Annotated in this window: 23 protein-coding genes and 2 pseudogenes; 22 read left to right on the top strand and 3 right to left on the bottom strand. The window is 57.1% G+C overall.

All coding sequences use genetic code 11. The features are described from left to right. Positions 1–406 precede the first annotated feature (406 nt). The 3 genes from rluC to D8779_RS18890 are packed head-to-tail and all read left to right on the top strand — an operon-like array spanning position 407 to position 3,018. Entirely contained in the window at positions 407–1,363 is a 957-nt protein-coding gene (rluC, locus tag D8779_RS18900) for a 23S rRNA pseudouridine(955/2504/2580) synthase RluC (RefSeq protein WP_136666052.1), read from the top strand. After that, positions 1,356–2,051 carry an HAD-IA family hydrolase gene (locus D8779_RS18895; RefSeq protein ID WP_205895848.1) on the top strand — a complete coding sequence of 232 codons (696 nt, stop codon included), beginning with the start codon at positions 1,356–1,358 and terminating at the stop codon, positions 2,049–2,051. Before rluC ends, D8779_RS18895 begins: the two co-directional genes overlap by 8 nt. Beyond that, positions 2,041–3,018 (top strand): S49 family peptidase, encoded by a 978-nt coding sequence (locus D8779_RS18890; RefSeq protein ID WP_136666051.1) that lies wholly within the window; start codon positions 2,041–2,043, stop codon positions 3,016–3,018. Before D8779_RS18895 ends, D8779_RS18890 begins: the two co-directional genes overlap by 11 nt. A 47-nt stretch (positions 3,019–3,065) precedes the next feature. On the opposite strand, the gene D8779_RS18885 is transcribed toward D8779_RS18890, so the two are convergent. Continuing rightward, the gene (locus D8779_RS18885) at positions 3,066–3,644 is read right to left on the bottom strand and encodes a Maf family protein (RefSeq protein ID WP_136666050.1); all 579 of its coding nucleotides are present in this window, start codon (positions 3,642–3,644) and stop codon (positions 3,066–3,068) included. Positions 3,645–3,760: 116 nt separating this feature from the next. Here D8779_RS18885 and D8779_RS18880 point away from each other — a divergent pair, with 116 nt between their 5' ends. From D8779_RS18880 to D8779_RS18820, 13 genes are all read left to right on the top strand, one after another. Further along, a complete protein-coding gene (locus tag D8779_RS18880) occupies positions 3,761–4,288 on the top strand; it encodes a YceD family protein (protein WP_136666048.1) in 528 nt (175 codons plus the stop codon). A gap of 13 nt (positions 4,289–4,301) precedes the next feature. Then, positions 4,302–4,484 (top strand): 50S ribosomal protein L32, encoded by a 183-nt coding sequence (gene rpmF, locus D8779_RS18875; RefSeq protein ID WP_008152339.1) that lies wholly within the window; start codon positions 4,302–4,304, stop codon positions 4,482–4,484. 3 nt (positions 4,485–4,487) lie between these two features. Beyond that, positions 4,488–5,498 carry a phosphate acyltransferase PlsX gene (gene plsX / locus D8779_RS18870; protein WP_136666046.1) on the top strand — a complete coding sequence of 337 codons (1,011 nt, stop codon included), beginning with the start codon at positions 4,488–4,490 and terminating at the stop codon, positions 5,496–5,498. A gap of 103 nt (positions 5,499–5,601) precedes the next feature. Continuing rightward, positions 5,602–6,540 (top strand): ACP S-malonyltransferase, encoded by a 939-nt coding sequence (gene fabD, locus D8779_RS18865; protein ID WP_136666044.1) that lies wholly within the window; start codon positions 5,602–5,604, stop codon positions 6,538–6,540. 14 nt (positions 6,541–6,554) lie between these two features. Further along, positions 6,555–7,298, top strand: a complete 744-nt coding sequence (fabG, locus tag D8779_RS18860; RefSeq protein WP_136666042.1) for a 3-oxoacyl-ACP reductase FabG — start codon at positions 6,555–6,557, stop codon at positions 7,296–7,298. 196 nt (positions 7,299–7,494) lie between these two features. After that, positions 7,495–7,728, top strand: coding sequence for an acyl carrier protein (gene acpP / locus D8779_RS18855; RefSeq protein ID WP_058066290.1), 234 nt, complete (start codon positions 7,495–7,497; stop codon positions 7,726–7,728). A 107-nt stretch (positions 7,729–7,835) separates the two neighbouring features. After that, on the top strand, positions 7,836–9,080 hold the full coding sequence (fabF, locus tag D8779_RS18850) for a beta-ketoacyl-ACP synthase II (RefSeq protein ID WP_136666040.1): 1,245 nt from the start codon (positions 7,836–7,838) through the stop codon (positions 9,078–9,080). Further along, positions 9,080–9,895: an aminodeoxychorismate lyase gene (gene pabC, locus D8779_RS18845; RefSeq protein WP_136666038.1), complete on the top strand. Its 816-nt coding sequence runs from the start codon at positions 9,080–9,082 to the stop codon at positions 9,893–9,895. Before fabF ends, pabC begins: the two co-directional genes overlap by 1 nt. A 3-nt stretch (positions 9,896–9,898) precedes the next feature. Then, positions 9,899–10,951, top strand: a complete 1,053-nt coding sequence (gene mltG, locus D8779_RS18840; protein ID WP_136666036.1) for an endolytic transglycosylase MltG — start codon at positions 9,899–9,901, stop codon at positions 10,949–10,951. Between the two features lie 9 nt (positions 10,952–10,960). Then, on the top strand, positions 10,961–11,593 hold the full coding sequence (gene tmk, locus D8779_RS18835) for a dTMP kinase (RefSeq protein ID WP_136666034.1): 633 nt from the start codon (positions 10,961–10,963) through the stop codon (positions 11,591–11,593). Beyond that, positions 11,586–12,572 carry a DNA polymerase III subunit delta' gene (locus D8779_RS18830; RefSeq protein WP_136666033.1) on the top strand — a complete coding sequence of 329 codons (987 nt, stop codon included), beginning with the start codon at positions 11,586–11,588 and terminating at the stop codon, positions 12,570–12,572. Before tmk ends, D8779_RS18830 begins: the two co-directional genes overlap by 8 nt. 36 nt (positions 12,573–12,608) lie before the next feature. Next, complete coding sequence (locus D8779_RS18825; RefSeq protein WP_090238100.1) at positions 12,609–12,965, top strand: PilZ domain-containing protein; 357 nt, start codon at positions 12,609–12,611, stop codon at positions 12,963–12,965. Positions 12,966–13,028: 63 nt separating this feature from the next. Next, positions 13,029–13,811, top strand: a complete 783-nt coding sequence (locus tag D8779_RS18820) for a TatD family hydrolase (protein WP_136666031.1) — start codon at positions 13,029–13,031, stop codon at positions 13,809–13,811. 251 nt (positions 13,812–14,062) lie between these two features. Here the strand turns inward: D8779_RS18820 and D8779_RS18815 are convergent, their stop codons facing one another. After that, positions 14,063–15,196, bottom strand: a complete 1,134-nt coding sequence (locus tag D8779_RS18815; RefSeq protein ID WP_136666029.1) for an aminotransferase class V-fold PLP-dependent enzyme — start codon at positions 15,194–15,196, stop codon at positions 14,063–14,065. Between the two features lie 76 nt (positions 15,197–15,272). On the opposite strand from D8779_RS18815, the gene D8779_RS18810 reads away from it, so the two are divergent. The 6 genes and pseudogenes from D8779_RS18810 to D8779_RS18785 all read left to right on the top strand — a co-directional run bounded on the left by D8779_RS18810 (position 15,273) and on the right by D8779_RS18785 (position 20,391). Further along, complete coding sequence (locus D8779_RS18810; RefSeq protein ID WP_090247979.1) at positions 15,273–15,911, top strand: TetR/AcrR family transcriptional regulator; 639 nt, start codon at positions 15,273–15,275, stop codon at positions 15,909–15,911. Between the two features lie 79 nt (positions 15,912–15,990). Further along, entirely contained in the window at positions 15,991–16,959 is a 969-nt protein-coding gene (locus D8779_RS18805; protein WP_136666027.1) for a GTP 3',8-cyclase MoaA, read from the top strand. A 27-nt stretch (positions 16,960–16,986) separates the two neighbouring features. After that, positions 16,987–17,877, top strand: a complete 891-nt coding sequence (locus D8779_RS18800) for a radical SAM protein (RefSeq protein WP_136666025.1) — start codon at positions 16,987–16,989, stop codon at positions 17,875–17,877. 75 nt (positions 17,878–17,952) lie between these two features. Further along, the gene (locus D8779_RS18795) at positions 17,953–18,555 is read left to right on the top strand and encodes a DUF4823 domain-containing protein (RefSeq protein ID WP_136666023.1); all 603 of its coding nucleotides are present in this window, start codon (positions 17,953–17,955) and stop codon (positions 18,553–18,555) included. 9 nt (positions 18,556–18,564) lie between these two features. After that, positions 18,565–19,134: a DUF1285 domain-containing protein gene (locus tag D8779_RS18790; protein WP_136666021.1), complete on the top strand. Its 570-nt coding sequence runs from the start codon at positions 18,565–18,567 to the stop codon at positions 19,132–19,134. A 103-nt stretch (positions 19,135–19,237) separates the two neighbouring features. Further along, positions 19,238–20,391, top strand: a pseudogene (locus D8779_RS18785) (IS3 family transposase). 82 nt (positions 20,392–20,473) lie between these two features. Here D8779_RS18785 and D8779_RS20870 read toward each other — a convergent pair. Continuing rightward, positions 20,474–20,658: pseudogene (locus D8779_RS20870) on the bottom strand (IS3 family transposase); the annotation flags it as partial. Positions 20,659–20,764: the final 106 nt, after the last annotated feature.

Below are 20,764 nucleotides of genomic sequence, written 5' to 3'. Positions count from 1 at the left end.
CTAAGTCAGGAGGAGGAATCAACTGTTGGTAGCGGACGAGATGAAGCGTCTTGGTAAAGCGAGCTGCTACGCGGACCAACAGTTGTACATCTCCACCCTACACGTATCGCTGAAACTCGGGTGCCGCTCGCGCAAATCCGCTGCGGGTTAACTATTAACGCAACCGTCCAAAGGGGCTGGTTGCGCATCATGGCTTAAAGGCTTTATTTCCGAGTTATTCACAGCCTAGAGGCTTTTCTTTCGTTGAATAACCCGTCGGACGGCCTAACGTCCCAAATGGGTTGCATGGGTTGGGGATGGCAGTTTTGGCGATCATCCGCAAACCAGGCCGCTTTTGGCGGCGTTCCCGACTATAGCAGTAATGATTAAGTGCTTCAATTCCATAAAAAATTGTTATGATTGCGCGATGACAAATCCTTCCCCTCCAACCTCCGGCGTCCAGCTGCTCGAGGTTGCGCCGGAACTTGCCGGCCAGCGCATTGATAACTTCCTCCGTACGCAGTTGAAAGGCGTGCCAAAGACCTTGATTTACCGGATTTTGCGTAAGGGCGAAGTGCGTGTGAACAAGGGACGGATCAAGCCTGAGTACAAGCTACAGGCCGGTGACATTATTCGTGTGCCGCCGCTGCGCCTGGCTGAGCGCGATGAGCCGGAGCCGCTTGCCCAAGGGCTCTTGCAGCGACTTGAGGCGGCGATCGTCTATGAAGATAAAGCGCTGATTGTGCTGAACAAGCCTGCGGGAATTGCTGTGCATGGCGGCAGTGGTCTTAATTACGGGGTTATCGAGGCTTTTCGCCAGTTGCGTCCTGATGCCAAGGATATTGAGTTGGTGCACCGTCTGGATCGCGATACCTCCGGTTTATTGATGATTGCAAAAAAGCGCAGCATGTTGCGGCATTTGCATGAGGCTCTGCGTGGCGATGGCGTGGATAAGCGCTATATGGCGTTGGTGCGCGGCAATTGGGCTACCGCCAAGAAGCAGGTCAATGCGCCCCTGCTTAAAAGCAATCTGCGTTCTGGTGAGCGTATGGTTGAAGTTAATCCTGAAGGCAAGGAAGCGCTGACCATGTTTCGTGTGCTGCGCCGCTTTGGTGAGTTTGCCACGCTGGTTGAGGCTCGCCCTATCACTGGGCGTACCCATCAAATTCGCGTGCATGCGCAGCATGGCGGGCATTGCATTGCTGGAGATAGCAAGTACGGCGATGACGACTTCACCAAGGAAATTCGTGCCCTGGGCGGCAAGCGTCTGTTTTTGCATGCGTATGAGCTAATCGTGCCTTTGCCCGAAGGTGGCAAGCTCAAGGTGGAGGCTCCGGTCGATGAAATGTGGGCGCGAACCGTGGAGCGCCTGCTGAGTGAGTGATTATCAGCTGCTGATCTTCGATTGGGACGGCACGCTGGTCGATTCCATCGGTCGTATTGTCGCGGCAATGCATCTGGCGGCTGATGCCTGTGAGTTGCCACGCTGCACGGATGAGCAGGTGCGCGGCATTATCGGCCTGGGCTTGCCTGAGGCCATTCGTTGTCTATATCCCGATATGCATGATGTGTTCGTTGCGCAGCGCCTGCGGCAAAGCTACAGCGAAAACTACCTGGCTCTGGAGACCGAGCCTTCGGCGCTGTTTCACGGCGTGGCTGAGGGCTTGGCGGCGTTTCGTGCCGAGGGTTATCGCTTGGCGGTGGCGACAGGCAAAGGTCGCCATGGTTTGCAGCGCGTGCTGGCTGATCGTGGTTGGTTGGATTATTTCGACTACAGCCGCTGCGCCGATGAGACAGCGAGCAAGCCCGACCCGCTGATGCTGCACGAAATACTTGCGCAAAGCGGCATGGCTGCCAGTCAGGCGCTCATGGTGGGTGACTCATCTTTTGATCTATTAATGGCGCAGCGCGCGGGTATGGATTGTGTGGCGGTGGGTTACGGTGCTCAGCCATTGCAGGCATTGCGTGAATGTCAGCCAACGCTGGCAATAGAATGTTTTACCGAGTTGCGCGCCTGGCTAGGTCGGCGTGCGTCTAATCAGTCCATTGAGGTGGTGTTGCATGACAGATGAATGGAAAGCGTCGACAGCAGCTGATGGCGAAGGGAAAAGCTGGAAGCTGCTGGAGAAAACCCTGCTGGCCGGCGTGCAAGAACAGCGTCGGGCTCGGCGGTGGGGGATTTTCTTCAAGCTGCTGACTTTCATTTATATCTTTGGTGCGCTGGCGCTGTTTTCACCAATGCTGGCGATGAAGAAAAGTGCAACCTCGGGCAGTCATACTGCAGTGATCGAAGTGCGCGGGATGATTGCGGACAAGGAGTCGGCCAGTGCTGACAATATTGTCAGCAGCTTGCGTGCGGCCTTTGAGGATGCCAATACCAAGGGCGTGATCTTGCGGATCAATAGCCCGGGCGGTAGTCCAGTTCAGTCAGGCTATATCTACGACGAAATGCGCCGCCTGCGTACCGAATACCCGGCGATCAAGCTGTATGCGGTTATTACTGATCTGGGTGCTTCAGGGGCTTATTACATCGCCAGTGCAGCTGATGAAATCTATGCCGATAAAGCCAGTTTGGTGGGGTCTATTGGTGTCACGGCGGCCACGTTTGGGTTTGTGGGGGTGATGGAAAAGTTAGGTGTTGATCGTCGGGTATACACCTCCGGTGAGCACAAGGCGTTTCTGGATCCGTTCCAGCCGCAAAAGGCAGAGGAGACCGAGTTCTGGCAAGGTGTGCTGGAAACGACTCATCGTCAGTTTATTGCCAGTGTTAAGCAGGGGCGCGGTGAGCGCTTGAAGGATGCCGAGCATCCTGAATTGTTTTCTGGGTTGATCTGGTCAGGTGAGCAGGCGCTGCAGTTGGGCTTGGTCGATGCGTTGGGTAATACCAGTTACGTGGCGCGGGAGGTGATTGGCGAGAAGGAGTTGGTCGACTTCACTGTGCAGGAGTCACCTTTTGATAAGTTCGCCAAAACCTTGGGCGCCAGCATGGCTGAACGCATAGCGCTGTGGATGGGTTTCCAGGGGCCTGCGTTGCGTTAATTGGTGTGCTGCAAGCGAAGCCCGGTTTAATGACCGGGCTTTTTGCTTTAGGGGATATCAATGCCGTTGGCGTGCAGCATATCCACTAGGCGAATCAGCGGTAAGCCAATCAGGCTGTTGCTGTCGCTACCTTCGGTGCTGCGAAACAGGCTAATGCCCAGGCCTTCCGCTTTAAAGCTGCCGGCGCAGTCGAAGGGTTGCTCGGCGTTCAGGTAGCGCATGATCTGCGCTTCGCTCAGTGGCCGAAAATGTACGGTGAAGGGGATGCAGTCGGTCTGCTGTTTGCCGGTTGAGCTGTTGAGTAGATGTAGGCCAGTTAGGAATGTGACGCTATTACCGCTGGCGGCGAGTAATTGTTCGCGGGCGCGCTCCAGCGTGTGAGGTTTGCCAAGGATGCGCTCGCCAAGCACGGCCACTTGATCCGAGCCGATAATCAGGTGGTGTGGGTGGGTGCTGCTTAGGGCGTGGGCTTTTTCCTGGGATAGGCGGCGAACCAATGCTTCGGCGCTTTCATTTGGTTGGCGCGATTCGTTGATGTCAGGAGCGTTCCAGGTGAATGGCAGGCGTAGACGGGCGAGCAATTCACGTCGGTAAGGCGAGCTTGAGGCGAGCACCAAGGGCAGCACGGCGACTTCCTGTATAGGCTTTGCGGAAAGTGGTTGATTCTAACGGCCGGATTAGATGTTGGGCAGGCCGAATTTCTTTTGACAGCAGCGGGTTGCATCCCTAGAATGCGCCGCCTATGTCAAATGACCCGATTCCACCTCACGTTGATCCGCGCAAATTAGCTGATCGCAGCGCTACCCTCGAAGGTAAGCTGCAACTTGCAGATTTGCAGCGTCTCTGCGGCCCGCTTGCCGATAACCAAGGCATGGTGCGTACGAAGTTCTTTTTCGAGCGCGACGAGCGCAATGCTGTAGTTTTTCACAGCGAGCTCGAGGTTGAAGTCAAGATGGTTTGCCAGCGTTGTCTGGAGCTAGTCACTTTGTCGATCTACAGCGAGTGTGATTACGCTGTGGTGAAAGTAGGTGGTAATACCCAGTCAGTGCCGCAAGGCTATGATGTTATTGAGTTAGATGAAGACCCATTGGATCTGCTGGCGCTGGTTGAGGAGGAGCTTCTGCTTGCCTTGCCCATTGTCCCGGCTCATGACCCTAAAGATTGCCAGCAGCCGGCCGGCCTCGAAGAGCCCGAGTCGAGCGAGGACGAGGTAACGCGGTCCAACCCGTTCAGTGTATTGGCGCAGTTAAAGCGTGACCCAAACGTTTAGGAGTTAATTAGTTATGGCTGTTCAGCAGAACAAAAAATCCCGTTCCGCCCGTGACATGCGTCGTTCGCACGATGCTCTCACCGCAAGCACCTTGTCGGTTGAGAAAACCACCGGTGAAATCCACCTGCGTCACCACGTATCGCCAGAAGGCGTTTACCGTGGCCGTAAAGTGATCGACAAGGGCGCTGACGAGTAAATCTTGTCCGCTCCGATCATCGCGATTGATGCAATGGGTGGGGACTTCGGTCCCCACTGCATTGTTCCAGCTAGCATAGCTTGCTTGGCTGAATACCCCTCGTTGCACCTGGTCCTTGTCGGCCAATCCGAACTTATTGAATCCTTGATTGCCCGCCATTCCGGCGTTGATCGTGCGCGCCTGCGAGTTGAGCATGCTGACGAGGTCATTGGCATGGATGATCAACCTGCTCAAGCGTTGCGCGGCAAACCCGACTCTTCGATGCGTATTAGCTTGGAGTTGGTGCGCGATGGCGTTGCGCAGGCCTGTGTCAGTGCCGGAAATACCGGTGCACTGATGGCATTGTCGCGCCATGTACTGAAAACCTTGCCCGGCATTGATCGCCCGGCCATGGTCACGGCTATCCCAACACAGGCAGGTTTCTGCCATCTACTTGATTTGGGAGCCAATGTTGATTGCAGTGCCGAACATCTTTATCAGTTTGCGGTGATGGGCTCAGTTACTGCAGAGGCGCTGGGCACGGTGTCTCCGCGTGTGGCGTTGCTCAATGTGGGCACTGAAGAGGTCAAGGGTAATCAGCAGGTCAAGCTGGCGGCCAGTTTGTTGCAGCAGTCGCAAGGGTTGAATTACATCGGTTTTGTCGAAGGTGATGGGCTTTATCGAGGAGAGGCTGACGTCGTGGTTTGCGATGGTTTTGTCGGTAATGTTTTGCTCAAATCCAGTGAAGGTTTGGCGGCCATGATTGCGGGGCGCATCGAGGTGTTATTCAAATCCAGCCTTGTAGCCAAGATGGTGGGCACCTTGGCGCTACCATTGCTGCGTCGTTTGCAGGGTGAATTGGCCCCCGCTAAACACAACGGGGCTAGTTTCGTCGGCTTGCAGGGTATTGTGGTGAAGAGCCATGGCGCCGCTGGGCCTGAAGGTTTTAAGAGCGCTATTCGCCGGGCGTTACAGGAAATTGACGAAAATTTGCCTGAGCGTTTACAGGGGCGCCTGGAAGAACACCTGTCTTAGAATGTGACCGCAGCCGGTAGCTTGCCATCCAACTGACAGTTTCTGCGCTTGGCGAGGCTGGGCGCGTATTACCGCCGTTCATGATCATTAGGAACAAGTTCCCATGTCTGCATCTCTCGCATTCGTCTTTCCGGGCCAGGGTTCCCAGTCGCTGGCCATGCTCGCCGAACATGGTGCGCAACGGTCGTTGATCCTCGATACCTTTGCCGAGGCTTCCGAAGCCCTCGGTTACGATCTCTGGGCACTGACTCAGCAAGGCCCAGAAGAACAACTCAACCAAACCGATAAAACTCAGCCGGCAATTCTTACGGCTTCTGTGGCGCTTTGGCGTGCCTGGTTGGCAGAAACTAGCGCGCGCCCGGCTTTCGTCGCCGGTCATAGCCTGGGTGAGTATTCTGCGCTGGTTGCTGCCGGTAGCTTATCGCTGGCTGCAGCAGCAAAGCTGGTTGAGCACCGTGGCCAATTGATGCAGCAGGCCGTGCCGGCTGGGCAGGGCGGCATGGCGGCCATTCTCGGCTTGGAAGATGCTGATGTATTGGCAGCTTGCGCCGAGGCTGCGCAAGGTGAAGTAGTCAGTGCGGTTAATTTCAATGCCCCCGGTCAGGTGGTAATCGCCGGCGGCGCAGCAGCCGTTGAGCGTGCCATTGAGGTGTGCAAGGCGCGTGGTGCCAAGCGCGCTATGCCATTGCCGGTTAGTGTTCCGTCGCATTGCGCGTTGATGCGTCCGGCTGCGGAACGTTTTGCCGAGGCGGTCGCCGCGATTGACTGGCAGACCCCACGTATTGCGTTGGTGCAGAACGTCAGTGCTGCTGTGGTGACTGATCTGGATGCGCTTAAGCGTGATTTGTTGGCTCAGCTATACAGCCCTGTACGCTGGGTTGAATCGATTGTTTGTCTGTCTACGCAAGGTGTGACTGATTTGGTCGAGTGCGGGCCTGGTAAGGTCTTGTCTGGCCTGAACAAGCGCTGCGTTAAAGGCATCAATATTCATAACTTGGAAACCCCGGACGCCTTTGCCGCTGCAAGCGCGGCACTGGTTTGATGAAGGAGAGTTCTATGAGTCTGCAAGGTAAAATTGCGCTGGTTACGGGTGCGAGCCGTGGTATTGGTCAGGCTATCGCCTTGGAGTTGGGGCGTCAGGGCGCCGTGGTTATCGGTACCGCGACTTCCGCGTCTGGTGCTGAGCGCATCGCTGAAACCCTGAAGGCCAATGGCATCGAAGGCGCCGGCCTGGTGCTTGATGTCAGTGACAGTGAGTCGGTTGCCAGTACCCTTGAACATATTCAGCAACACCTTGGTCAGCCGCTGATTCTGGTCAATAACGCTGGTATCACCCGTGATAATTTGATGCTGCGGATGAAAGATGACGAATGGTTTGATGTCATCAATACCAACTTGAGCAGCCTATACCGGCTGACCAAGGCAGTGCTGCGTGGCATGACCAAGGCGCGTTATGGTCGCATCATCAACATTGGTTCGGTGGTCGGTGCTATGGGTAATGGCGGGCAGGTCAACTATGCGGCCGCCAAGGCGGGGCTTGAGGGTTTTGGTCGTGCTTTGGCGCGTGAAGTGGGTTCTCGAGCGATTACCGTCAACGCTGTTGCGCCTGGGTTTATCGACACCGATATGACCCGCGAATTACCGGAAGCGCAGCGTGATGCGCTGCTCACCCAGATTCCATTGGGCCGTTTGGGGCAGGCCGAAGAGATCGCGAAAGTGGTCGCTTTCCTCGCTTCTGATGGCGCAGCGTACGTCACAGGCGCTACTATCCCTGTGAACGGCGGAATGTACATGAGCTGAATGTGACGGATGGCTTCAGAAAACTGTCATAGATGCTGTCTAAAATCCGTTATAAAGCTGCAACAGGTTTATAGGCAGAGCGTTGAAGTGTTTGTGGAGCACGCCGGCATTCAGCTTGAAATGCTAAAAACCCTTTCTATACACTTGGCTGCAGAACAGTGGCCAAGATTTGTCCCATTAGGAGTGAGAACAAGGTATGAGCACCATCGAAGAACGCGTCAAGAAAATCGTTGCTGAGCAGCTGGGCGTCAAAGAAGAGGAAGTAACCAACAGTGCTTCCTTCGTTGAAGACCTGGGTGCTGACTCTCTTGACACCGTTGAGCTCGTGATGGCTCTCGAGGAAGAATTCGAGACTGAAATCCCGGACGAACAAGCCGAGAAGATCACCACCGTTCAGGAAGCGATCGACTACGTTACCGCTCACGCGTAAAACGTAATCGTCGGTTCCCGACTCGGAAAAGCCGCACGCCCTTTATCAGGCGTGCGGCTTTTCTTTAAGCGCATTCCAAGCGTTGATAACTAGAAAAGGAGATTGCTGTGTCACGTAGACGCGTCGTGGTTACCGGTATGGGCATGTTGTCGCCATTGGGTAACGATGTGCCGAGTAGCTGGCAGGGCATTTTGGCTGGGCGCAGTGGCATTGGCCTGCTTGAGCACATGGATCTTTCCGCTTTTTCCACGCGTTTTGGTGGTGCGGTAAAGAATTTCAATGTCGAGGAATACTTGTCCGCCAAAGAGGCGCGCAAGCTCGATCTATTTATCCAATACGGTCTCGCTGCCAGTTTTCAGGCGATGCGTAACTCGGGTCTGGAAGTCACCGATGCCAATCGTGAGCGTATCGGTGTGGCCATGGGTTCTGGTATCGGTGGCCTGACCAATATCGAGAACAATTGCAAATCGCTCCACGAGCAGGGGCCGAGGCGCATTTCGCCGTTTTTTGTGCCGGGCTCGATCATCAATATGATTTCTGGCTTCCTGTCGATCCATTGGGGGTTGCAGGGGCCGAACTACGCCATTGCCACGGCCTGTACCACGGGTACCCACTGTATTGGCATGGCAGCGCGCAATATTGTCTATGGCGAAGCCGACGTAATGGTCGCCGGTGGCGCGGAAATGGCGGCTTGTGGCCTGGGTATGGGCGGTTTCGGTGCCGCGCGGGCGTTGTCTACGCGCAATGATGAGCCGACCAAGGCCAGCCGTCCGTGGGACAAGGACCGCGATGGCTTCGTGCTTTCCGACGGTGCCGGCGCCTTGGTGCTGGAAGAGTTGGAGCATGCCAAAGCACGTGGTGCGACTATTTATGCTGAGTTGATTGGCTTTGGCATGAGCGGCGACGCCTTCCATATGACCTCGCCACCGGAAGACGGCGCAGGTGCGGCGCGTTGCATGACCAATGCGCTGCGCGATGCTGGCGTGAACCCTGAGCAGGTGCAGTACATCAATGCTCATGGCACCTCGACCTCGGCCGGTGATAAGGCCGAAGTGGCGGCGGTGAAGTCGGTATTCGGTGAGCATGCGCATAAGCTGGCGGTCAGCTCGACCAAGTCCATGACCGGTCACCTGCTTGGTGCAGCCGGAGCGGTGGAGGCGATCTTCAGCATCCTCGCCCTGCGCGATCAGGTGGCGCCGCCCACCATCAATCTGGATAACCCGGACGAAGGCTGTGATCTGGACTTCGTCGCGCACCAGGCCAAGGCCATGGCGCTGGACGTAGTGCTGTCCAACTCCTTTGGTTTTGGTGGTACCAACGGCTCGCTGGTGTTCCGCCGGTTCGCCGGTTGATGCTGAGCTGGGTCGATGGCCAGCCGTCCGAGTTGCTGTCCGTCAAGGATCGCGGCTTGGCCTACGGCGATGGTCTGTTTGAGACCATCGCCGTAAATGCCGGGCATCCGCTGTTACTGGAGCGTCACCTGGCGCGTTTGGCCGAAGGTTGTATGAGGCTGCAGATTCCTCTCGACCTAGCCGCTGTGCGTGCCCAATTGTTGGCCTTCAGTCAGCAGCTCAATGAAGGTGTTGCCAAGCTGATCCTTACTCGGGGTGACGGACAGCGTGGCTATACACCGCCACAACCTGCTCAACCGCGATTGATCCTGCAGGCGGCCGCCAAACCGGGTTATCCCGCAACTTATGCCGAGCAGGGGGTACGCCTGTTTGCTTGTGCAGCGCGTTTGGCCGAGCAGCCGCTGCTGGCAGGCTTGAAGCATCTCAACCGGCTTGAACAGGTGCTAGCACGCAGTGAGTGGCATGACGCTGAGCATGCCGAAGGGTTGATGCTAGATACCAGTGGTCGAGTGATTGAGGGCGTTTACAGCAATCTGTTCGTGGTCAGCGCCGGTGTGTTGGTGACAGCTGATCTATCGCGCTGCGGGGTTGCTGGCGTGATGCGCGCCGAGCTGCTGTCCCAGGCGACTGCGCAAGGTATCGAATGTCAGGTGCGCGATATCAGTTACGCCGAGTTGCTGGCGGCTGATGAGGTCATGCTGTGCAACAGCATTTACGGTGTGTGGCCAGTTCGCGCTTTGCTTGCACACCACTGGTCGGTCGGCCCGCTCACCCGTAAACTGCAGGCCATTGCCCGCGATCTACTGGACGGCTGATTCGTGATACGAAAAATCTTGCTGCTGCTGGAAGGTGGTGTGTTGCTGGCTGGCTTGCTGGTTGCGTTTGCCGCCTGGCAACAGCATACGGCGCTGCATCAGCCGCTGAAACTGACCGAGGAATACTTGGTGGATGTGCCGGCAGGCGCGACTCCAGGTGGCGTACTCAATCGCCTAGAGGCGGATGGCATCCTTGATCAGGCCTTCTGGCTGCGCCTTTATTGGCGCTTTAACCTGCGCAATCAACCGCTGCACAGTGGCGAATACCGCCTGATGCCCGGCGCTACAGCGCACGACATGCTTGGCCAGTGGCGCCGTGGTGAGGTGCTGCAGTACAGCCTCACGCTGGTCGAGGGGTGGAACTTTCGCCAGGTGCGCGCGGCGCTGGCGCGCGAAACGCGTCTGGACCTGACCCTGACAGAGTTGAGCGATGCGCAGTTGATGAAGCAACTGGGTTTGCCTGGTCTTAATCCGGAAGGGCGCTTCTTTCCCGATACCTACAGCTTTGTTCGCGGCATGAGTGATCTGGAATTGCTTAAACAGGCCCATGCGCGGCTGGAGCAGGTGCTGGCTGAAGAGTGGGCACAGCGGGCCAAGGACCTGCCCTATAAAGATCCCTATGACGCGTTGATCATGGCCTCGATGATTGAAAAGGAAACCGGCGTTCCGCAGGAACGTGGCGAGATTGCCGGTGTGTTTGTGCGCCGTTTGCGCATTGGCATGCGCCTGCAAACTGACCCCACTGTTATTTATGGCATGGGTGAGCGCTACAACGGCCGCATCACTCGAAATGATCTGCGTGAGCCCACGGCTTACAACACCTACACCATTGACGGCATGCCGCCGACGCCGATTGCGTTGGTGGGCCGTGAAGCGATCCATGCGGCGCTGAATCCTGTGGCCGGCAGCAGCCTGTATTTTGTTGCGCGCGGCGATGGCAGCCATGTGTTTTCCAATAGCCTTGAGCAGCACAATCGCGCAGTGCGCGAGTATCAGCTCAAGCGCCGGGCAGACTATCGTTCAAGTCCGGCTCCAGCCGTGCCCAATAATCAGTAAGGACAGCCTGTGAGCGGTTTGTTTATCACCCTGGAAGGCCCTGAAGGCGCAGGCAAGAGCACTAATCGTGACTATCTGGCCGAGCGCCTGCGTGAGCACGGTGTTGATGTGCTGTTGACCCGTGAGCCTGGTGGCACACCATTGGCTGAGCGGGTGCGCGAACTGTTGCTGGCGCCCAGTAATGAGCCGATGGCGGCCGACACCGAGTTGTTGCTGGTATTTGCTGCGCGCGCACAACACCTGGCCCAGGTTATTCACCCGGCCTTGGCGCGTGGCGCTGTGGTGCTCTGTGATCGCTTTACCGATGCAACCTACGCATACCAAGGCGGTGGTCGTGGCCTCTCTGAGGTGCGAATCGCCCTGCTAGAAGAATTCGTTCAGGGCGCGTTACGTCCTGACCTGACGCTGGTGTTTGATCTGCCGGTTGAAGTGGGCTTGGCCCGCGCTGCTGCGCGCGGTCGGCTGGATCGCTTTGAACAGGAAGGGCGGCAGTTCTTCGATGCCGTGCGCCAAACCTACCTGCGCCGCGCCGCCGAGCAACCGCAGCGTTACCGCATTCTGGATGCCGCGCAATCGCTGAGCGACGTTCAACTGGCGCTCGACAAACTGTTGCCGCAACTGCTGGAGCTGCAGCGTGGCTGACGCTTACCCCTGGCAGGATTCACTCTGGCAGCAACTGGCGGGGCGCACGCAGCATGCCCATGCCTATCTGTTGCACGGCCCGGCTGGCATCGGCAAGCGCGCGCTGGCTGAGCGCCTGATGGCGCGTTTGTTGTGTCAGCAGCCTGCGGGCCTGGATGCCTGCGGGCAGTGCAAATCCTGTCATCTGCTGGCCGCGGGTACCCATCCGGATAATTACGTTCTGGAACCTGAAGAGGCCGATAAGGCAATCAAGGTCGATCAGGTGCGTGAGCTGGTCAGCTTTGTGGTGCAGACCGCGCAACTGGCCGGGCGCAAGGTGGTGCTGGTCGAGCCGACTGAGTCGATGAACGTCAACGCCGCCAACGCTTTGCTGAAAAGCTTGGAAGAGCCTTCCGGCAATACCGTATTGCTGTTGATCAGTCACCAGCCGAGTCGCTTGCTGCCCACGGTGAAAAGCCGCTGCGTGCAACAGGCCTGTCCACTGCCCAGCGAGGCGATGAGCTTGGCCTGGCTGCAGCAAACGTTGTCGGGCTGCAGTGCAGATGAGCACCGTGAATTGCTGTTTCTGGCCGCCGGTTCGCCGCTGGCAGCCGTGAAGATGTATGAACAGGGCGTCAGCGCCCAGCGTGCCCAGGTGGTCGATGGGGTAAAAAAGCTACTTAAACAGCAGATTGCGCCTAGCCAATTAGCCGAGAGTTGGAACGCAGTGTCTCTGCAATTGTTGTTTGACTGGTTCTGTCAGTGGTCACAGTTGATGCTGCGTTATCAACTGACCCGTGATGAAGACGGCCTCGGGCAAACCGATATGCGCAAGGTGGTGCAGTATCTGGCGGAGAAAACCCCGCAGGCGAAAGTGCTGAGTATTCAGGACTGGCTGCTGGCGCAACGTCAAAAAGTCATCGGTAAGGCTAGCCTTAACCGTGTCTTGCTTCTCGAAGCCTTGCTGGTGCAGTGGGCAAGCTTGCCCGGACCGGGCTAGAATCGGCCATTAAGTGAATAAAATCAGGAATGCCGCATGAGTCTGCCTCCTAACTTGGGCCCGCGTAACGGAATTTTGTCGCTGACAATCAAAGACAAATCCGTGCTTTATGCCGCTTACATGCCCTTTATCAAAAATGGCGGCCTGTTTATTCCAACCAACAAGAGCTACAAACTCGGTGATGAAGTCTTCATGTTGCTCAACCTGATGGATGAGCCAGAGAAGATCCCGGTCGCCGGCAAGGTGGTCTGGATCACCCCAAAAGGTGCTCAAGGCAACCGCGCCGCCGGTGTGGGTGTACAGTTCAATGACGGCGACAACACCGCGCGCAACAAGATCGAAACCTACCTGGCCGGTGCGCTGACCTCGGATCGCCCGACGCACACCATGTAAGTGGTTTTTCCTCCGTATCACGGTGCTCGCTCTGTGGCACCGATTCTCAAGTGATTGTTCCCCATGCTGGTTGATTCCCACTGTCACCTTGACCGCCTTGATCTGGCCGCCCATGGCGGTTCACTTGATGCGGCGCTGGATGCTGCGCGCGCGCGCGGTGTTGGTCATTTTTTGTGCATTGGCGTCAGCGCCGATAATGCTGCCGCAGTCAAAGGCCTGGCTGAGCGTTATGCCGATGTCGATTGCTCGGTCGGCGTGCACCCGCTGGACCTTGAGCCGGGTGCTGCGCCGGCACTGGACTGGCTGCTGGGTGAGCTGAATCACCCGCAGGTGGTGGCCATCGGCGAGACCGGGCTGGATTACCATTACGAGCCGGAATCCGCGGCGCTGCAGCAAACATCCTTTCGCCTACATCTGGACGCGGCGCGGATTACCGGTAAACCGGTAATCGTGCATACCCGCGAAGCGCGTGCCGACACCTTGTCCCTGCTGCGCGAAGCCGCGTTACCACAAGCGGGCGTGCTGCACTGCTTCACCGAAGACTGGGAGATGGCCAAGGCGGCGTTAGATATCGGTTTCTATATTTCGCTGTCGGGCATCGTGACTTTCCGCAATGCCGAGGCGCTGCGCGAAGTGGCGCGTCAGGTGCCGGTCGATCGCCTGCTGGTGGAAACCGATTCGCCCTATCTGGCGCCGATCCCGCATCGCGGCAAGCCGAATCTGCCCGAGTATGTTCGCGATGTGGCCGAGTACTTGGCAGTGCTGCGCGGCGTTAGCTTCGAGCAGTTGGCGGAACAGACCACGGCCAACTTCAAACGTCTTTTTCCGCTGGCCCGAGTTGTTTGATAGCGACTGCCTGATAGAGGTTGCCCGGTAAAAGCTGCAGCCAAAAAAAACCCGGCCTCTGGGGGATGAGACCGGGTTAAGACCATTAGGAGTAAATCAAAGCACGCGGTCCACGGTACTTTGCCTGGCGGGGCGCTTGGGGGATACGCCGCACACCAGTAACCATCAGTATTGGTGAAGATTGCCGAACGTCCAGGCCGTTTAACTGCATTCTTAAACGTATTTGGAATACGCATCGCGCTGCTGAGTCCTCAAGCAGTAGCCAGCTGGCGCAGTACTCTCAATGTGTCGTCAATTACCTTGTGGTCTGTGTAGAAGTGTGGCGACAGACGGATACCGGCCCCGCGTTGCGCGCAAACCACCTGTTGTTCTTTCAGGCGCTCAAACAAGGCCTGATGCTGCCAGCCCGCTAGGCTGAACGTTAAAATTCCCGCGCGCTGTTGGCGTGCCACAGCGCTGTGCAGATGCGCGCCTGGGATGCTGCGCAGTCCATCCAGCAGCCACTGCATGCGCTCCTGTAGGGCGCTTTCAACCGTGCACATGCCGACCTCTTCCAGTAATGACAAGCTGGCCTCTAATGCCATGGCGCCGAGCATATTCGGGCTGCCGCATTCAAAGCGCCGGGCGCTCTTGGCGGGCTCCCATGTGGTGCGCTGGTAGTCGCCGGCCTGTTCGAGCATGTGCCAGCCATACTCATGCAGTTTCAGCTGTGGGCGCAGGTCGCTGCGGCAATAGAACACGCCGAGCCCCTCCGGCCCGAGCAACCATTTATGCCCGTCGGCCATGGCGAAGGCGCATTGGCTGGCTTGCACGTCAAAGGGCAGGGCACCGAGCTGCTGGATGGCATCGATGCACAGCAGTACGCCGCGTGCCTGACAGCCCTGGCCTAAACGTGGTAGATCCAAACGCAACCCGCTGGTGTACTGCACCGCGCTGATTGCCATCAATCGCGTGCGCGGGCCGCAGGCGGCTAACAAGGCTGCTTCTGCGTCGCCGCTGTGTAGGTTGACTTGCACCACCTCGACGCCCAGAGGCGCAAGCGCCTCCCACACAATCCGGTTGGAGGGGAATTCTTCATCGCTGATCACCACGTTGTCGCCTGCTCGCCAGTCCAGACCAAAGGCGACAAATGACAGCGCTTCGGAGGTGTTCTTTACCAAGGCGAGATCCGCGCAAGACGGAGCATTGAGCAGCCTCTGCAAGCGTTCACGCAGGCGCCGCTCGACCTGCAGCCAGCGAGCGTAATCTCGAGCGCCGGTGCGGGCGTTCTCAATGGCGAATTGGCTGACCGCATCGACTGACCGTTGTGGCCAGGGGGAGACGGCTGCGTGATTCAAATAGCGCAGGCCGGGAAGTTGCGGAAACTCGTCATCTACTGCGTACATGGTCGGATGATCCGTGCAATTTGCCGTTAGTTAGGCATAATACGCGCCTTCGTTTTTTTGACCCTCTAGTCCTTTTATGCATAAAGAACCCCGCAAGGTCCGTGAGTTTCGCCGCCGCGAACAGGAAATTCTCGACACAGCACTGAAGCTCTTCCTCGATCAGGGCGAAGACAGCGTGACGGTGGAGATGATTGCCGACACGGTTGGTATTGGCAAAGGCACCATCTACAAACATTTCAAATCCAAGGCAGAAATCTATCTGCGCCTGATGCTCGATTACGAGCGCGACTTGAATGAGCTGCTGCATTCGGCCGATGTTGATCGTGACAAAGAAGCCCTTTCGCGCGCCTATTTTGAGTTCCGCATGCGCGACCCGCAGCGCTACCGTCTGTTTGATCGCTTGGAAGAGAAGGTGGTCAAGGGCAATCAAGTGCCGGAGATGGTCGAGCAGCTGCACAAGATCCGCGCGTCCAACTTCGAGCGCCTGACCCAGCTGATCAAAGGCCGTATCGCCGAAGGCAAGTTGGAAGACGTGCCGCCGTATTTCCATTACTGCGCTGCCTGGGCGCTGGTGCACGGCGCTGTGGCGCTGTATCACTCGCCGTTCTGGAGCAATGTGCTGGAAGATCAGGAAGGTTTCTTCCAGTTCCTCATGGATATTGGCGTGCGCATGGGCAACAAGCGTAAGCGCGAAGGCGACACGCCGGCTAGCTAAGGTATTCAGCGGGTGGATAACCACTCTGCTGCGCGGGCGGCGACCCTATACTCGGCCCCTCTATTTGTTGGAGTCGTGCATGATCGTTGACCGCCAGGGCAGACGCTTTCGCAACTTGCGTATCAGCCTGACTGCCGCTTGCAACTATGCCTGCACCTATTGTGTGCCCGACGGTAAGCGTCTGGTGGCCGCGCAGGATGAGTTGTCGGCTGATGCCATGTTGCGTGGTGTGGCCTATCTGATTGAGGCCGCCGGTATCGAACGGCTGCGCATCACCGGTGGTGAGCCACTGGTCAGCCCCAAGCTGGAGACCTTGTTGCGCGGTGTTAGCCAGCTTGGCTTGGCTGACATCAGCCTGACCAGCAACGGTCAGCTGCTGGCGCGCAAGCTGCCATTGCTGCTGGAATGCGGTATCCGCCGCTTGAATATTTCCCTCGACACGCTGGACGTGGCCGCGTTTCGCACAATTGCCCGTGGCGGTGATTTAGCGACAGTGCTCGATGGCCTGCAACAAGCGCGGGCGGCAGGGCTGCAGATCAAACTCAACATGGTGCCGTTGCGCGGGCAGAATCTCGACCAAGTAATGCCGTTGCTCGACTATTGCCTGGCCAATGGTTTTGAGCTGCGTTTTATCGAGCTGATGCGCATGGGCCATCTAGCGCGTGATGGCGGTGGCTTTCAGCGTCAGTTTGTTGGGATGCCCGAGTTGTTGGCCATGATTGCCGAACGCTATGCCTTTAGTCAGGCGGCCGCACCCGTGGATGCCACGGCATTGCGTTATGAAATTGCGGGGCAGGGATTTTTTGGCGTGATTGCCAATGAAAGCGTGCCGTTCTGCCGTACCTGTTCGCGGCTGCGCCTGTCCTCGACGGGCTGGCTGCACGGCTGCCTGTCATCGAGCAATCGCCACTACATTGGCGACTTGCTCGACAAACCGCGCCATCAGGGGTTGCCGGCGTTGCAGGGCTTGTTGGTCAAGGCGCTGGGCGATAAACAGGATGTTGCCTTTTCTGGCGGCGCGACTGTGATGAAGATTATTGGCGGCTAGGGCCGTCACCTGCTGTGAGTAGACGCCATGCAAAATTTCCCCATCAGCTATATCGAGCCGGTGTTCCGCCCGCCCAGTGAAGCTCATTCGCTGATTCTGCCAGTGACCAATGGTTGCTCGTGGAACCAGTGTACGTTTTGCGAAATGTACACTCAGGAACAGAAGAAATTTCGTGCCCGCGATGAGGCGCAAGTGCTTGAGGAAATTCGCCGCACAGGCGAGCAAATGATTGTGCAGCGGGTATTTCTGGCCGATGGTGATGCGTTGGTCATGCCCACGCGACGTTTGCTGACCATCCTTACCGCAATTCGTGAACACATGCCTGAAGTCACGCGCGTTTCTAGCTACTGCTTGCCGCGCAACCTGCGCAAAAAATCAGTGGCTGAGCTCAAGGAGCTGGCCGATGCTGGGCTGGGCATGGCCTATGTTGGCTGTGAGTCGGGGGATGATGAAGTGCTAGCGCGGGTGAATAAGGGTGAGACCTATGCGTCCAGCCTGAGCGCGCTGGATAAACTGGGGCAAGCCGGTATCACCCGCTCAGTGATGATCCTCAATGGCCTGGGCGGCACGCTGCTGAGTGAACAGCATGCCGATAATTCTGCGCGCCTGATGAGCGAGTCGCAGCCTGAGTTTCTCTCGACATTGGTGGTCAGCTTTCCGCAGGGCGAGGCGCGTTTTCGGCAGAACTTTGCCGATTTCCAGGCGCTTAACCAGCAGCAGTTATTTGTTGAAGTCGAGCGTTTGCTACAGGGGCTTGAGCTGCGCGACACAGTATTTCGCAGTGACCATGCCTCCAACTACCTGGTACTCAAGGGTACGTTGGGTGCAGACAAGCAACGCTTGCTGGCGCAGGTGCGCCAGGCTATTGAAGCGCCGCAGCAAGCGCATTTACGTCAGGAATGGCAGCGCGGCCTTTAAGTGACGTGGCTGGCGTGAAACCTGCATCTAGACCCTATCTGCCGGTTTTTTGTCACCGGCTGCGGGAGAAGCACGATGCGTAATGTGTTGCTGATAGTAGGTGTGCTGTTGCTGAGCGGCTGTATGAAGGCCAGCGACCTGGCGGATGAGGCGATTTATCAACTTCGCGATGTCGGTGTACTCGACCACAGCCAAACGCGCCGTGCCAGCTCTTGGCGGTTACAGGCTGACTCGTTCATTTACATCGCTCAGGGCCATTTTGTTCCGCCGGGCGCGGCTTATCCGCGGCCCAACGTGGTAGCTGAAGAGGCCTACAAAGGGTTCGTCGAGTATTTCCCCATGGTGCGTCGCGCCAAGTCGCCGTTAGGTCTCGAGGAGTCGCTGGCTGAAGCGCGCGAGGCGGGAGCGCACTATTTGCTCTACAGCCGCTTCGCTTATGCCGATGATCGCATCGGTACTGTCGAGGAATGGGAAGATCAGGAGGCGCTGGATCGTCTGGGCACCGATCGCGGGGTGATTCAACTGATGCTGATCGAAACCAATACCCGCTATTTGGTCGATACTTCACGTATTCGAAGCCGCGGGGGCTTTCTGACACTTTACGATACCAAGCCAGAAGACCTGATCGGTCCGGCGCTGCAGGATTACGCGCGGCGCTTGTTGGGCTTGGGGCATTGAGGAGGGCTGATGACTGACATAGATAAGACCGGCAATTTGCTGGCGCAGATACCTAAAGGTGAGGGCAAAGGCTTGCCGCCGGTGCACCTGTGGAATCCGGATTTCTGCGGCGATATCGACATGCGCATCGCCCGTGACGGTACCTGGTATTACATGGGCACGCCCATTGGTCGCAAGGCGATGGTCAAGTTGTTCTCCACCATCATCCGCCGTGACGACGATAAATATGTGCTGGTAACGCCCGTCGAGATGGTCGGTATTCAGGTGGATGACGCGCCCTTTGTGGCGGTCAGCTTGCAGGCGGACGGCACGGGCGAGTCTCAGGTGTTGCGTTTTGTCACCAATGTTGAAGACGAAGTGGTGGCCGGTGCCGAGCACCCACTGCGAGTGGAGCTGGACGCTGCAACCGAGGAGCCTTCGCCCTACCTGCATGTGCGCAGTAACCTTGAGGCGCTGGTGCACCGCAACGTGTTTTACCAGCTGGTCGAGTTGGCGGTAACACGCGAGCTTGAGGGTAAAGCGTGGTTGGGTGTGTGGAGTAGTGGGGTGTTTTTCCCCATCGCCCCGCAACCGGACTGATCCTCTATTGCTTGCGGTTGAACTTAACTGCCCAGTGTTGTGACTCAATGATTCTGGGCACCCCAATAAGGCGTTAAGCTTCGCCCAGCAATGAGGTGTTTACGTGACCAGAAGATCATTCAGTACAGATTTCAAGCTCGAAGCAGCAGGCCTGGTTTTGGGTCAAGGCTATTCCATACCTAAAGCTTGCAAACCGATGGGCGTAGGCCCGACGGGGTTACGTCGATGGGTAGAGCAACTGCGCAGCGAACGTGGCGGCACAACACCTACGCGTAGCAAGGCCATAACTGCCGAGCAAAAGCGCATACAAGACCTAGAGGCCCAGGTTCGGCGCTTGGGGCGGGAGAAAGAAGTCCTAAAAAAAGCTACCGCTCTCTTAATTTCGGACTCCCTCGATCAGTAAGCTTGATTGAGGCGTTGGGCGAACGGTATCCACGAGCCGAGTTGTGCCGCGTATTTGGCGTGCATCGCAGCAGTGTCTACGACCCCTACAATCGACGCCGTCGTGTCAATCATCGTCGGATTGCACTGCGTCAGTTAGCCACTGAGTTTCACCTACAGAGCCGCGGTTCAGCTGGAGCTTGAACGTTGTCCGCAGCGCGGCGAATACAGGGCGTCTCGGTGGGCCGTTTTCTAGCGAGTCGCCTGATGAAAGAGGTCCAACTGTTCAGTTCGCAATGTCGCAAGTATCGTTATCGTAGGGCTGATGGTGAAAGAGCCATCGCAGCTAATGAACTGGATCGACAGTTCATGGTGAGTGGCCCGAACCAAGTGTGGTGCGGCGAGGTGACCTACATCTGGGCGGGTAATCGTTGGGTCTACCTGGGTATGCGCGCCGCATCGTGGGCTGGGCGCTCTCCAATTGACCGGACTCGCAACTTACAACGCGGGATTTGCGCGTAACTTTCGAGTCACGTGGTTGCCCACCGCAGCTGATGTTTTACTCTGATCAAGGCAGCCATTACACCAGCATCGAGTTCCGCCAAATGCTGTGGCGTTACCGGGTCAAACAAAGCATGAGCCGCCGAGGTTACTGTTGGGATAACGCACTGATGGAGAGGTTTTTCAGGAGCCTGAAAACAGAGTGGATGCCAGTGTATGGCTATGCCAACCACGGTCAGGCTGAGGCGGATGTGCTGCGCTACCTGACGGATTACTACAACCATCAGCGCCCATACAGTTACAACGGATACCAAACGCCAGTGGATGCCGAATCAGCGGCCAGATAAACCTAAACCAGTGTCCAGATTTTCTTGATCACAACACTCTCTGATTCGTTGCTTTGGTGTCAGAGGCAGTAGGGGGCGGGCACGGAACGGGTCCTATGAGCTCCGATAAATATGCCTTGGCTCCAATCCTGTCGACCATGTTTGCGTAGCCACACCAGCATCGCGGACCGGCCTTGAGTGTCATCGCTGGTTTGGGCGTCTTTATAACTCAACCCACCTTTTTCGACTTGATCTACGATCTACAGTTAAAAGCTAAGGTGTAGTCACGCAGGCTGCGCTTTGTCCCCGTATCCATTGAGTCCTCCTGAAAGTAGCCAGAAGGTGTAACCCTTATTCATGACGGGACATCTACGATTAAAGAGGCGAAGCCGCAGGGCTTCGCCTTTTTAGTCATGCGCGGA

Source organism: Pseudomonas leptonychotis (assembly GCF_004920405.1).
Lineage (GTDB): Bacteria > Pseudomonadota > Gammaproteobacteria > Pseudomonadales > Pseudomonadaceae > Aquipseudomonas > Aquipseudomonas leptonychotis.
Note: the sequence above shows the minus strand (reverse complement) of the source record. Positions and strands in the feature narration are given on the sequence as shown.